The sequence below is a fragment of the Nostoc sp. genome (genome assembly GCF_054880495.1).
This window is the reverse complement of sequence record NZ_JBTYKD010000319.1, coordinates 1-14,572: the sequence shown is the minus strand read 5'-3', so window position 1 is coordinate 14,572 and position 14,572 is coordinate 1. Positions and strand designations below refer to the sequence as shown.

Here is a 14,572-nt window from a genome sequence, read left to right as displayed (position 1 = left end):
AATTAATTAAGGTGCGATTGGAGTAGCAGGCGATGACCGACTTAGAAAAAGCTAAACATGCAGCTCAAGTGTTCGCCAATTACGAGTTTCAAAGGATTACGGTGTGGATGGTGGAGGAGATTAGTACCAATTATATGGTATTTGGGCACACTGAATCACCTGTAGACCTAGAACGACTTAGCCACAAGAGCAAGCAGAAGTACATAGTAAATGTTGTGGGCGGCATAGGTACTCGGTACACGGCAGAAGAAGCTTATTTGATGGCGCGATCGTTAGAGAGGGGAGATTAAACCCAGGTAACTGCTGTTTATTACGGAATATTTAGGTGGAGTATGACCGACTTAACTTCTTTACAGCAGAGCTTTGTGCAAGATGATATTTCCACGCGCTTGGAGAAATTGGCGATGAAAATTACAGATTTACCTGCATCAGTGCTTGAGGAACTTTGCCAAAGTGAATATTGGCGAATCGATATCGACCCCGGATTTGATGCTAAACACGAGTTTTTTATCCGCTGGGAGTACTTACTGCCTAATCCGCGCACAGATGATTATACCGAAGGCGAACTTGCAGAATTTATTAACTTTGATGGGTATGACTTACTCCTGCCAATAGGACGTGCCCACCATCCCCATCTCCATCTACTGCGGTTGAATGCAAGCTTAGATAAAAACTCGCTGACGTTATTTTTATTTGATACCTACCACAGTACTTGGTTCTCTGATATAAGTGATGCCCGCTACGGGTTTCTCGCGGTTGCTGACCGCTATCAGAATCATGACTGTGACTTCTATGTTGCCTCCTACTATCATTTTTCCTACCTCGTTGGGCGTGACTACGAACTGGCACAACAAATCATGCAGCAACGGTTAGGTGCTTAATCGAACTTTGTCATACATATGACAAGACTACAAGTTACGGGAGTCGGAAATTTAAGTTTTTGTAATGGCTTGTTCTTCATCCAAGAGTACTTTAATTTGATTGAGCAATTTCTCCAACGCTTTCTTTTTCTTTGGGTTATCCCAGACTTTGGATGAACCAAGTTGTTTGCTTAATTCCTTGTACTGGGTTTTAAGTGATGGGGTAGTGTCTGCTTTCTCCTGAGCGAAGATATCTCGTATCAAGAGTTGGATTTCTGTAAGTGATAAATTTTCTTTGATTGCTGCTTGCAGTAAAGGAGCGCGTTTTACATCCTCCTTCACTTTGGCGATCGCACGCGCTTTGGTGTACTCAATTGACCCCTTTTGCAGTGCCTCTTTAATATCTTCAGGGAGATTGAGTAATGGCAGGCGATTAGTACGGAAAGATTCAGCTGAAAGCCTACCAAGAGAGGCAAATATACCTTCTACTACAACATTTTCTTCATGGCGGATAACGTTATCCGCTTTTTTATCATCTGAAGGATGGATAACATCATCAAGGGTAAAGATTTCCTTGTTTTCTTTTTGGCGGATAACGTTATCCGCTTGTTGGCGATTAGCCTTGGACATACGGTTGAGCAGGCTGATTACCTCATCCTGGGTTGAATTGAGGCGCAGTGCCAGTAACTCCAAAATTCCGATTGTTTCCTCATACGCATTCAAATCTTCACGCTGGAGGTTTTCAATTAATTGCACCTGCTTAACCGTGTCGTCGTCCATTTCCTTGATGACGACAGGCACTTCTTCCAACCCAGCCATAATAGCTGCTTTGAAACGACGCTCGCCAGCAATGAGTTCATAATTTCCATCTGGTTGAGAGCGCACGATTAATGGTTCGAGGATGCCTAGCTCTTTAATAGATAGCGAAAGTTCTTCCAACTTTTTGAGGTCGAAATAACGCCTGGGTTGGGTGGGCGGTAATTTAATTTCTTGGATGAGAATCGTGTTGGTTGATTTGTTAGATGGCGTTGCGGGTTCATCTTCGCTACCGCCAAACATTAAATCTATTGGGTTGGCGTGTTTGAGTTTTGCGGTGTACGCTGCGTCTTTTTTACTCACAGAACCTCCTAGTAAGTGTGGCAGACCTGTGGGTTTAGCCCGACGACTCCACTTTTAATTTGTCTAACTCTTTGGCAATCTTGTTTAGGATTTTGACTGCGGCGTGTTTTTTATCATACATTCCCAACGGCATTCTGCGCTCGGAGGCATCCGCAAAGGCGATAGATTTGGGGATAGGAGGATATATCGTACCAATTTGGGAAAGTTGTTCTTCCACAGCTTGGAGAGTGCGGGTTTCTTGTGCGGTGCGGCTATCGAGCATTGTGGGAATAAACCCAGCAATTTGTAGTCCTTTGTTGAGCTTTTTTTTAACCCTGGCGACAGTATCAAGCAGTAGGTCTGTACCCAGGAAAGATTTAAATTGACACTGAATAGGTACGAGAATGTGGGTAGCAGCAGTTAGGCTGAGGATACTTAAAATGCCAAGGGACGGGGGGCAATCAATGAGGATAAAATCGTAATCATCGCGGATGGGGGCAAGGGCTTCGTGGAGGCGATATTCTCGTGCGGTGGCAGCTGGTAGGAGGAGTTCGGCGGCACTTAAATTAATATTGGTGGGTGCCAGTGCCATACCCTGGATTTTTTCAGGGTAGACAAATAATGGTTCTTCATCAATTATCGCGTTGTAGACAGTTTTTTCTAGTTCTTCAGGGTCTACACCCAAGAAGTTGGTTAAAGATGCCTGTGGGTCCATGTCCACGAGCAGGACGCGGTGCTTGTTGGCTGCGAGATGGTAGCCCAGATTGTGAGTCAAAGTTGTTTTGGCAACGCCCCCTGACTGGTTGAATAACGTAATGATGCGAGTTTTAGTCACGATAGTTGGTTGAGAATTTCTTTGTTATTTGGGGATGAGTCAGATTTGGCGGATAACGTTATCCGCTAAGGAGAGGATGTAATAAAGTCCCATATACAGGTGATTGTAGCTGTGAGTGTGGCGCAATACAAAATTCAAGGGTTCGCTAGGAATTCGATTCAGCAGTAATTCGATTAGCATTCCTGTGTGGGGGGATATCAATCCCAGCAATACTAGGAAATCGATTCAGCAGTAATTCGATTAGCATTGGAACTTAAACTTTTAGTAAGATATGATGCACGAAGCGCGAGTGTAAAATTAGCAAAAATGCAGATACAGGATTTACCTTTACCGATCAATCAGAAAGTTACGGAAAATAAAAATACAGCCTGCTACGTAGATAGAACTCAGACTTTATCAAAGCCGCTTTCACCCTTCGGGTTCGACACTTTGCCAGACGCTCGTTCCTCGCTACCGCTAGCGCTAACGACGGGAACCGCCAAGACGGCAAGTGTCTCACAAGTATGGCTGTGTAATTGTTCTCTTGAAATATAAACATATATAGTTCCAATAATTGATTTGTTTCGTGCAGATTCTTTCTTGTCTTTGGGGAGACGATTTGATGGCGCTTAAAGCCTTAGATCTATTTTGTGGCATGGGTGGTTTATCTTGGGGATTGAAAGCTACTGGAGTTATTGAACCATTCTGGGCAGTAGATAATCATAATCCTGCTCTGGCTCTTTACAGGCGCAATCTACCAAATACTTGTGTATTAAATCTTGACTTATCTAAACTTTCAAATATAAGAGAATTACTTGAAAAAATTCGATTTAATGGTGGAGTTGATTTAGTTGTTGGTGGTAGCCCCTGCCGAGGTTTCACACAAATTCGTAATGGTCAAGATACAGATTCAGACCCGCATAATCGTCTTGTAATGAAGTTTGCTGAGATTGTGCGAGAGTTAAATCCCATTGGTTTTATTTATGAAAATGTGCCGACTCTAGAAAATTTTCGGGTATTTAAACGATTTATTGGTAGGTTAAGAGGGCGAAACAGCTATTCTGTTACTCATGCAGTGGTAGAAGCTGCAAACTTTGGAAATCCCTCTCGAAGAAAAAGATTATTTGTGGTGGGTATTAGATGGGATGTTGGGCAAGTTCCAATTATTCCAAAAGGATTGGATATTCCTCATCATAATTTTTGGTGGCAAAGAGATGAGCAAAATGGAAAAATATTATACTACCCAAAGCTTAAGGAGCCTTGGCGATCGCGTCTAGTTAATCCAGATGAAGAGCAACTGGTCAATGTAGAACAGGCAATCTCAGACTTGCCAATCCTGGAAAGCAAAACTCATGGAAGTAATCGCTCCTACTCAACTCCTCCTCAAAGTGCCTATCAAAAATGGGCAAGACAGCAATTAAAGGAAACTGATGGTCATGTAGTTCAACGCATACGACCAGAAACTCTTTGTAGGTTAAAAGCTGTTATACCAGGTGGCAACTGGAGAGATTTACCCGAACCCTTAACTTATAAAATTCCTGGCGACCCAACAAGTGGAAAGCTGAGGCGCAGTCACTACAGCGCTTACCGTCGCTTGCTTCCAGAAGGTCACAGTCCCACAGTGCAAGGTCACGCAGATTTTGCTTACCATTATAAGTATGAAAGAACACTTACTCCTCGTGAGTTAGCTCGATTAATGGGCTTCACAGACGATTTTCGGTTAGGACACGAGTATCATTCAGTCGTCCAAGCAATTGGTAACGCTGTACCTCCTATACTGGCAAAAGCGATCGCACAATCTTTGATTAGACAACTGGATCAATGCTCACACTAGCGGTTTTGCTCAAATGTGCAGCCTACTACAGTAAAACTTCGTAAATATCTGTAAATTTAGTTACTTGAATAAACTGAAGCTTGAAGAAATTGAGATTTACTAATAGCTGTATTTTCTAACTAGATTAGTGAATCCTCCCAAGTACTTTTGGTAGTTACTTAGATAATTTGGGTATCTTTTATATAGTATGGTCTAAACAGGACAGGGTGGATGCCAGCAGAACCATCGCTAGATGAAACTATTCGTATACTTTTTGGTCTGGATGTGACAAGTATTTCATCTGTAGACCCATCATTGGCAACGACCCTCCGAAACAACTTAAACTCAGAACGTCTACAGCAGATTGCAGCAGTGTCACCTAAAGATGGTTCTCCTACTGAAACTCAAGCTGGAATAAGTTTAGCTAGACAAGCTTGCACAAAACGGCCTTGGGGAGAAATTTTTAGAGAAATTTTTAATCCGGAACCAACCCATGAAGTGTACGATGAGTCTGGTGCTTCCATCAAGGAAACACAGCCAAAGAGCCCTAAATTAGAAGTCAGACATTTATTGTTCGACCGAATACTTGGCTGTTTAAAAACGGATAGGCACTCAATACAAATACATCCGCTAGAAAAAGACCTAGTTTATTTATCTGCTTTAAATATTTCTGAGCGTCGGCAACTTTTTATTAGTTTTCCTGTTTCTCCCGTTTCTCTCGGCATCCTTTTAATCATCTACTATGCACATATACCTAGAGAATTAAGAGATATTTATAGTACAAATCATGCAGTATCCGCTAAAGATTTTGCTATTTGGATTCGACCTCAAGATAATGGTCAAATCTCTAATTTAAGAACAACTAGAGCATTTAATATTGTCGAAAAACAGGACGATGACTACCTTCTCAGAGAGAGGATTGTTTGTTTACCCGCGTATAAATTTGATGAATCATCAAGAAGTGAACGTCTAAGAGTTGTAACGGTAAGGTCACTTTCAGATGCGGCTGAATTACTAAAGCAGTCAAATTATTGCTCCCTAGTTGTAATTGATGACCCATCTGGGCGAACTTATCCATCTCCATCTACCTATGGCAATGAAGCATATGAATTAGCTACCGTTTGTAGACAGAAAGGAATTCCTATGGTGGGAATCATTCCTCCTTGGGTAATGAGAGACATTGAATACCATGAGAAAAAGCATCCCTGGGGAATCTCACTTTGGGCAATAGACTTCTGGTCTTTGCGTTCTTATCCAGAGGAACGGGGTCTTTTTGCTAATAGTGGAATAATTCATCCAATTGAAGAGAGCTATTTATTGCTTGAAAGAAAACGTCAATCATTGAGAGAATCACAAGTAATTATCAAAACTTTTGACTTTGATACTGAAGATGAAGAAAAAATAGCAGAGCTTTTCCAAGAAACATCTAATTTACTTATTGATTTAGCTAAACAACCTCAGCTTAGAAATGTTGGAGTCACAGGATGGAAAATTTGGCGACATCTCTCGTCTCCAGTTTTACCTTTTTACCTCCTCTGGAGTAAATTTATAGAAAGCGCACTCCAACGCTTACAAAGTGCGGCAAATAAATCTCAAGATGATAAAGCTCTAAATTTGTATAATCTTCTCAGTTCTCTTGCACTCAGACTACAAAAACTCAACCCTAATCCTTTTATTGAAATCATCAAAGCATCTGATGGGAAAACCGTTATCGGAGTTGAAAATTCAGAAATAGCTAATGCTTTGCAGGAGTTTTTGATAGGAAATACCTCTTCTTCTGTACCTAAAATTTTACCACTTAGCCAAATTCGAGGGATGGGTGGAGAAAAACTTATAGTTATAGGTCAGCCAAAGGCTTGTCACCGGGATATCTTGCAAACAACTTTCTTCCGCCATATTGATGTTTTGCTGTGGTCATTCCTATCGGAGCGTGCGGAACGATGGTGGAGCAATTTAGAAATTGATGCTAGAGAATGGCATCGTAAAACTTGGCAGAGATTAACTGAAAATCAAGACCTAGGGAAAGAATTAGGACGTTACGGCTTTAGTCCTGAATATACATCAGTTCAGGTAGTTAATACAGGAAAAGGTACATTAAGCAAGAGTATCAATTTATCAAAAATTGAAGAAAGCTTCAGTAATTTGAGTGTAAGTAGTTTAGATTCAGGTTTGAAAAATTATATTTCAAATAATTTAGATTCGCATTATTTAGTAGAGTTTGAGCCTGGTTGGAAAATTAGGGTAGCACCTGGAAGTGACTTTTTAGTTTTATTAAGTAAAAAAGCTCAGGTTGTTGCCGTCAGAGAAATTACTGCGGGAACAAATATTGTTTTATTTGATGGTATGACTCGTGATGAGTTATTTGCTCAAAAGGCTGGTTTACTGGAGGATACTAAAGTTAACTATCTCTATCGCGTCCAGTTGGAAGGTTGGCGGGAGTTAGTAAAAAAGCAAGTTAAAAATTTGAAATTGGCAACTGTATGCCAACAAATTCGGCGTAACACACTTATACCAATTAGTGAAGAAACAATTAAGTACAATTGGATGAGTGGTGATGACCTTCTCAGCCTACCTCGTGAAAAAGAACATTTCTTCTGGTTTGTACCACCTTTAGCTCATTCAGGTTTTGAAGAATTTTGGCTAAAAGCTAATGACTTGAGAATTAAGCGTAGACAACTTGGTCAAGTGATATCTGCGTGCGCTCAAGAAGGATGGAAAGAGCGAAAATCAGATGAAATTGTGTTTCAATACGAGCAAGTTTTTATCACTGTTGGTGAGCTGCGAGATGCAATGTTGGTGTTAAAGGTACAGTCTAAACCTCAACTAATTCGTCAACCGCCTGAATTTCCCTATAATCGTCTTTTTAGGATGAGATCAAGCGGTTAAAGTTGTTAAGTTAAGCACATCCAGTAAATAGCATCTGAAACCCTTGAAATGTAAGCAGCACAGCAACTTTGATCGCTAGGGCGTGGGTGCTTTGCGCTATCTAGAATCAATATAAAGGCTCAAACGCTTGTATGGTAGTATTTGTAGATTACTTCCACTCTGGTGACACCTTCGGTAACACTACCCTTACTGGAAATTTTATGGTAAATAAGATATGACTTGACCAGGAGTAACACTTGGTGAGATAAACTACTTTGCCGAGCAGAGATTATAAGGAGACGATTGAATACTGAAAAATCAAAGCTTGAATTTTCCGGCGCAGGAGGGAATTGGCAAGTTATTGATGAAGTGGACGACCCTACGGTTATCAAACAACAAGATAGCCTCTCCTGTGGCCCTGCTTGTGCTGAGATATTACTGAAAGCCCTTGGAGTCAATGACATTAGTCAGGAACGTATTGCTTCAGTATCCGGTACTCCTGTAAATGTATACATTTTAGCACAATCAATTCAGGAACTAGATAATGATACTTCGAGAAAATGGATTGAGGGTTCCTTAGACATTCCAGGAGCAAATGATGAGGAACTGCTAGAAGTACTCATGTCTACAGGATTCTGGATAGCAGAGCTTCGAGAGCAACGCTCTCGTCTGGGTCACTTAGTCGTAGTTAATGGTTTCGATACTGATGGCAGGCTTTGCATTCGAGATCCTTGGAATCAAACCCAATATAAAATGGATAAATATACTTTTTTGCAATACTGGACGCTTCAAGGCATATATCTTATATCTTAAAAAATTATGAAGACTCAAGTCTTGAAAATTCAACCAAACACTGACACAAATTTCTTGAAGGTTTGTATGTCAATTGGTGATGAACAACATCAGTTCACATTTTCACGCCAGTTCGACCAGATTGCAAATCGTCAATTACAAATTATAAATTATGACAATAATTTTGGAGATACTTTTAAATACAACCAACACATTATTGGCGAGGTAATGAGTCTTGTCCGCAAGTTTTTTAAAGGAGATGAGCTGACCCTACCTCAAGAGATTGGTGATTTTGGTACACCTGAAGAAGCATTAGCATTACAAAAGCCGTTCAATCAGTCTTCAACAACTGACCCAGAATCAATTTTGACTGACAAAGGTTTAAATGTATTTGATTCTCAAAGACAGGAACAACATCGACAATTTGTTGAGAGTTTTTATAGGCGTATACGCGGTCACATAACAGGAACATCTGACCATCGAAGTGTTGTCACAGGTTCAACCGAACCTCGACGCTTAATGCCAACTGGGTATCTTTCGCCGTTACCAGCAGCTTCAACAGTCAGTAGTGAGCAGCAAAATACTTTTCGTCCTAGTAACTGTGGTTTAGTAATTAACTTAGCAGCAGATTGGAATCAAAAGCAATTACCTGTTGATTTGAGCATTCGTTTCAGCGTTTTTCTACCCAAAATTGATTTGAGTAAAACTGTTGACAGGTCACTTCGACCAATGTGGCAGCGTTTTGATATCAGTGCTAATATCAGTTCTACTATTCAAGATTTATTAGATAGTTCTCTTACTCTTGCCAAACTTAATCAAGATATTACAGAACAACTAAAAAATATCACTGAAGCACATCAAGCAGATTCTTTGGCTTGGTTATTAGGACTAAATCCAACCATTGATGATTTGACTGGTCCCGAAGTTGCCTTTGCTCAAGCAGAGAATTATAAAGCATTACAAGCACAACTGCGTCAGCGAATAGCTAACAAAAAAAGGAACAATAAAAATGACAATACCACTGCTGACGGTGAAATTAAGTTAGGTCAAGTTGCTCCCGTTAACTTCAAAGTTCAGGTAGAAGCGCAAAGACGAAGTTTAGGCGGACAAACGAGACTACGCTTATTTCTGAGAAATAAAAGTGAACAAATTGATGGTTTTGGCGACCCAAGAGATACGGGTTTATTTGGAGCAAGTCTTGCAGTTAAATTACCGAAAGAAATTTGGCAACCAATAGAATTATCTCGATTTCAGATATCTTATCAAGTTGATTCTACTGTTCCTGCTCAAGGAATTAACTGTACACCGCAATTTGAGGAGATTAATGGTGTAGTTCGTATTTGGACTGAGTTTTTACCAATTTATTGGCAAAAAAGACTTTATACTGCTGGCATTCAAGCACCCTTTAAAAATTTGGCAAAAGCTGATGGAGATGCTGACCTACAAGTACTCCAATCGATTTTGCTTCAGATGCAGGAGTATCGAGATAATTGGCAAGCATTAATTAACCAAAAACATCCACAAACAGGAGGGACTCAACATAGCACTGATGCTCAAAAAGATTTGGACAATTTTCAACAAGAAATTCAGCGATTTGAGCTAGGTATTCAGGTCTTATCAAATCCAAAATATGCACAGTTGCGGCGAGCTTTTAATCTAATGAACCAAACGTTCGCCGAAATTGACGATAAACGCAAACAGCGTCATAAATCTCCTTATGAAAACTGGCGACCTTTCCAAATAGTTTACATTGTGTCTAACCTTGCTGCCTTGGCAGCGCGACAATGGACAGGAGATTTTGCTAGTAACGCCCTAGCACAGGTTGACCATGCGGCTGTGGTTCATTTTCCCACAGGCGGTGGTAAATCCGAAGCAGTAATGGGAATTATCCTGACTCAAGCATTTTTTGACCGCTTGCGGGGTCGAGATTGGGGTGTTGTGGCTTGGTTGCGCTATCCCTTGCGCTTACTAACTTATCAACAGTTGCAACGCTTTTTGGACACTTTGGTTGTTGCTGATGAAATCAGAAAAACACAACCAGATTTAGCTAAAACACCTGAATTTACAGTGGGTTATTACGGCGGTCGAGATAATAGCCCTAACTCTCTTAAATCTGTTCCTGATGAGGTTGAAAAGTACAAAGGGCAAGCTAGAAAACAAATGCAAGCTGCGGGTGTACAACCTCCTAAATATTTGACATTGGCAGATGTTGGCTACTACGTTCCTAGCTCTATCCAGCAGTATCGTATGGTGATGCGTTGCCCCTACTGTGGATTAGAAAATGTTCACACTTTCATTGATCCTCAAACCAAAGAACTTCGACATCGCTGTGGTCCTCTCAATGAACCTTTACCTCAAGGTGCTTGCGGTCGGGAAATTCCACTCTACATAGTTGATGAAGATATTTATAGCCGACTACCGACTTTGCTGGTAGGAACTCTCGATAAAATTGCCAACATCACTTTCCGTCCAGCCAGTCGTACTTTGTTTGGCGCAGCATCGCATATTTGTTCGGTGCATGGTTTTGCTGCTAACTATACTTGTCATAAACAGGGTTCAGTAGGTGGATGTACTCGTAAGAATTTAAAACTTATCTCTACACCACCTGTTGACCCTGGTATACCTCTGATTTTTCAGGATGAGTTACACCTACTGCGCGAAGAGTTGGGGACTTTTGATGGTCATTATGAAGCTCTCATCGATGCCATTCACCAAGAACGAGGAGCTAACCGCCCTAAAATACTAGCAGCAACCGCAACGATTGAAGGGGCAGAACAACAAATCAGGCATCTTTACTGGCGAGAACTTTCTCAATTTCCAGTGCGAGGGCCTGCTCAGGGGCGCAGTTTTTATGCAAACGAACATAGCCGTTATGTAACCAGAGGCTTTATTGGACTACGCCCGACAGCCGCAAATGCCCTTGATGCTTCAATGTCTTTAATTTTAGCTTTGCGAACTGAGTTAGAAATTATTCGTAATAATCCTACAAATTATAAGGTAGAGTATGGACTAAGTTCTTTAACCGATGATCAATTTTTGCAGTTGGTTGATGAGCATGACCTTTGCTGTACTTATGTAAACTCAAAAAATGATGGTTCTGATATTCGACGTTCTATTAATGAACAAGTAAAAGCAGTATTACGAGAACAATTTGGAGAAGACAAAGCCAATGCTATGCTTCCAGAAGCAATAACTCTTTCTGGAGATGATGGCATTGATGTAGTTAAAGAAGTTCTCAAGCGGATGGAAACACCACAGAGAAATTTAAAACCGGATGACCCAGAACGACTATCAGATGTAGTAGCAACCAGTTTAATTTCTCATGGGGTCGATATTGACCGACTCAATTTGATGTTGTTTTACGGATGGACTAGCACAACAGCTGAATATATCCAAGCATCAAGTCGTGCTGGACGAACTGTTCCTGGTTTAGTGTTTATTTTATTCAGACCGCAACGCGCTCGTGAAAGAGCTATTTTCGACTATTTTGTGAAAGCGCACGAATATTTAGACCAAATGGTGGAAGCTGTTCCCATTGACCGCTTTGCTCACAATGCACTTTATCGAACAGCTTTTGGTTTACTGCTTGGGCGTTTGCTTCACATTGATGGTCCAATGACGCGCCCAGGAAATCAGGAAATCGACCTAGCAGAATTGGACAAAATTGATAAATTACGAGATTTAATTCATGGTATTGGAACAGGACGTTCACCAGTTAGTTTGAGCGCAGTAATTCACAAAATTTCTACAACTCTCAATCCAAGTGGTTTAGCAGAAGGAGAGGTTTTTCAAAGACCATTAAACTTAGTAGAAAACGCTTTCCTCTCTCAAATTGAGCGCATTGTACAAGACCCTAATGAATCGAATCAAGTAACAAGTGCTTTAACAAAAAATGATATTCCTGATGATTTCCGCTTATTACTGTCTTTGCGAGATGTAGATGCTGGTATTCGGATTACTGGGTACTAACTATTTTTAACCGGAGAATAAATATGAGTCAACAATCATATACTCGTTCTAAAGGTCAAATATTACGCCGATTTGAACCTGGAAGTGTCGCAACAATTCCTATTGGGACTATTGAAGTTATTAAACATTATGCACGTAAAATAGATGACTTGGGTAGGGATTTACAAGATGCTGTGCGGCAAGAATTAACTCGTTGGAAGCATTTAGATGCTCAGATGGAAGCCTTCCGAAGATACACCGCAGAATGTGTTTTTGTTACTACTCAATCGGTTAATGGGAAAAGATTAGATGTGCGCGAATGCGCTAAATGTGGAGCGATTCGTTACATGAGACAATGGAGAGGAGAGGCAGATGCGACCTGCCATCGTTGTGGTCATCCTACCTTAAACGAAATTCCATTTGTGTTTGCTCATGCTGATGGCACAATGGTTCAATTAACCCCCAGAGTTTGTCCCGTTCACGATTTAGATTATTTAGTTTTAGAAAGAGGGTATCAAAAACGCTGGCGGTGTAAGATTGAGGGCTGTAATCACGCAGAAACAATTGTCCTTCCTTTAGCAAGGCAATCGATTATGAAGCGTCCCGATGTGGTGGATTCTGTAGAGGCAAGAACTGGAAAACCGCCAAGCCCAATGATGACACTAACTAACGTTTCTGATAACAAGCTTCAAGTTGTTCACTCAATTTCTCGAATTAACCCAACTCCAAATGTTGAAAAGTTTTTAGCTCATTCAGAATCTCTTTCTGCTCTTTTAGCAATCCATTTAGGTTATTTTAATAGTCAATGTAAAAATATTTGTGAAATAACAGAAATTATCCGAGTTCTTGGTCAAGGTACACAGGAAGACCAAAAGGAATTGGAGCAATTAATTAAAACGCTTCAAATGAGTGGTTTAGATGAAGCAACAATCCAAACAATTTTGTCTAACAAAAAACAAGTCCAAGAGAGTGAGGCAGGAGGCCCAGTAGTTGCAGAATTGAGAAAAGCACTCTTACAACTTTCTCTTAGTACAAAACAACTTTTAGGAGATGCTAAGGCTGAAAGAGAAACACGAGATCGCGGAGAAAGTTTAACAACAGCACAGGAAAATGCTCGCACTCTTCGAGAGCAACTGAGTGACTATGCTGTGCTAATGGATTTAAAGCGTAAAACCCTTAATGATACTGTCAAGGATTTGGGTAAAATTAGCTCTCCCTTCTGTGCCAATCTACAAGCAGCAGGGGATTTAATGCGTAAAAGCCTGGGAATTAGTCAAGTGACGGTGATTCAAGACTTACCTGTTTTGCATCTCGCTTATGGGTATACTCGCTTATCTCACCAACCAGAAGCTGCTGTATTGTGGGCATTTGACCGGAAAAACTTTGATTTGGCAGGTGACGAACCAAAGGGAAACTGGATTCCCATGCCCGTTTATAAACTAACAACTGAGGCACTTTTGTTCCAGTTTGATGCCAAAAGGATTGTGAAATGGCTCCATGCCAATAATTTAGCTCCCGATCCAGCTAGCATCAGCGAACCAACACTTTGGCTTTTGGAGCGTCATAGTCGGATTACTAGCCGTAGTGGGCCAGCTTTTGATGATAATTTGTCTCCAGATTTTCTAATTCCCTGGTTGGTGAGTTCGGCATTACACAGTGCCAATCATCTGTTAATTAAGGCGATCGCTGACCAAAGCAGTTTCGGCGAAACTGCTCTTTCTGAACATTTACTTTTTAGTCTCAACCAAACCATCGTTTTTGTAAATCGCTTACAAGAATTTTCTCTTGGCGGACTGAAAACCTTCTTTGAGCAGCGTCTAGATCAAGCATTCCAAAGCCTTTTGCAAGAAAGAGGCGATTGTATGTTTGACCCTTATTGTGAAGAGACTTTAGGTGGTGCTTGTAATGGATGCTTGCATTTACCGGAAGTAGTTTGTCGCCTGTTTAATAATGCTCTCAGCCGCATACTGCTTTACGGTGGTGAAATTAGTGCAGACATGGAGGGTGTGCAAAGAACCCTTTGGCATGATTTATCATCTGTGGTTGGCTCTGATCACTTTATCGGTCTGTGGGATAGTAGTTTGGATTAGGCTATAACTTTTACAATGGCTGGATTCTTTGGGTGATGTTAAGCCAATACTAAAGGATATTACCACTGCTAAAATTCACAATTTTGCTGCCGAAGCAGGGGTTTTAGATGCCCGGTAAATCAAATAACGGGACTTAATGTGCTTTTACCCATTGCATGACCAAATTGTGAACCATACTGTGACGGGGTGAAATGAGCAGGCGCGACCTGAACTGGTCGTTTAGAACGCGGAACCTATTCCGCTAAGGGATTCACACCCCTTACCCTCACGGAAACGACTCTAAGAAAGAGTT

General features: G+C 40.9%; 11 protein-coding genes. 8 read left to right on the top strand and 3 right to left on the bottom strand.

What is annotated here, in order from left to right; all coding sequences use genetic code 11:
- Positions 1–32 precede the first annotated feature (32 nt).
- The gene (locus tag ACYTXL_RS27725; protein ID WP_461921304.1) at positions 33–290 is read left to right on the top strand and encodes a hypothetical protein; all 258 of its coding nucleotides are present in this window, start codon (positions 33–35) and stop codon (positions 288–290) included.
- Positions 291–332: 42 nt separating this feature from the next.
- Positions 333–881: a hypothetical protein gene (locus tag ACYTXL_RS27720; RefSeq protein WP_461921303.1), complete on the top strand. Its 549-nt coding sequence runs from the start codon at positions 333–335 to the stop codon at positions 879–881.
- A 51-nt stretch (positions 882–932) separates the two neighbouring features.
- On the opposite strand, the gene ACYTXL_RS27715 is transcribed toward ACYTXL_RS27720, so the two are convergent.
- Genes ACYTXL_RS27715 through ACYTXL_RS27705 form a run of 3 tightly spaced genes read right to left on the bottom strand, consistent with a single transcriptional unit; the run spans position 933 to position 2,973 of the window.
- Positions 933–1,979 carry a ParB/RepB/Spo0J family partition protein gene (locus ACYTXL_RS27715; RefSeq protein ID WP_461921302.1) on the bottom strand — a complete coding sequence of 349 codons (1,047 nt, stop codon included), beginning with the start codon at positions 1,977–1,979 and terminating at the stop codon, positions 933–935.
- A gap of 34 nt (positions 1,980–2,013) precedes the next feature.
- On the bottom strand, positions 2,014–2,793 hold the full coding sequence (locus ACYTXL_RS27710) for a ParA family protein (RefSeq protein ID WP_461921301.1): 780 nt from the start codon (positions 2,791–2,793) through the stop codon (positions 2,014–2,016).
- 39 nt (positions 2,794–2,832) lie between these two features.
- Positions 2,833–2,973 carry a hypothetical protein gene (locus tag ACYTXL_RS27705; RefSeq protein WP_461927492.1) on the bottom strand — a complete coding sequence of 47 codons (141 nt, stop codon included), beginning with the start codon at positions 2,971–2,973 and terminating at the stop codon, positions 2,833–2,835.
- Between the two features lie 126 nt (positions 2,974–3,099).
- On the opposite strand from ACYTXL_RS27705, the gene ACYTXL_RS27700 reads away from it, so the two are divergent.
- From ACYTXL_RS27700 to ACYTXL_RS27675, 6 genes are all read left to right on the top strand, one after another.
- Positions 3,100–3,327 carry a hypothetical protein gene (locus ACYTXL_RS27700; protein ID WP_461927491.1) on the top strand — a complete coding sequence of 76 codons (228 nt, stop codon included), beginning with the start codon at positions 3,100–3,102 and terminating at the stop codon, positions 3,325–3,327.
- 31 nt (positions 3,328–3,358) lie between these two features.
- Positions 3,359–4,606, top strand: coding sequence for a DNA cytosine methyltransferase (locus ACYTXL_RS27695; protein WP_461927490.1), 1,248 nt, complete (start codon positions 3,359–3,361; stop codon positions 4,604–4,606).
- A 351-nt stretch (positions 4,607–4,957) separates the two neighbouring features.
- A complete protein-coding gene (locus ACYTXL_RS27690) occupies positions 4,958–7,471 on the top strand; it encodes a hypothetical protein (protein WP_461927489.1) in 2,514 nt (837 codons plus the stop codon).
- A 282-nt stretch (positions 7,472–7,753) separates the two neighbouring features.
- Positions 7,754–8,263 carry a papain-like cysteine protease family protein gene (locus tag ACYTXL_RS27685; protein ID WP_461921298.1) on the top strand — a complete coding sequence of 170 codons (510 nt, stop codon included), beginning with the start codon at positions 7,754–7,756 and terminating at the stop codon, positions 8,261–8,263.
- A 6-nt stretch (positions 8,264–8,269) separates the two neighbouring features.
- A complete protein-coding gene (locus ACYTXL_RS27680) occupies positions 8,270–12,211 on the top strand; it encodes a helicase-related protein (protein ID WP_461927488.1) in 3,942 nt (1,313 codons plus the stop codon).
- A gap of 23 nt (positions 12,212–12,234) precedes the next feature.
- Positions 12,235–14,280 (top strand): hypothetical protein, encoded by a 2,046-nt coding sequence (locus ACYTXL_RS27675; RefSeq protein WP_461921296.1) that lies wholly within the window; start codon positions 12,235–12,237, stop codon positions 14,278–14,280.
- The last annotated feature ends 292 nt before the right edge of the window (positions 14,281–14,572 follow it).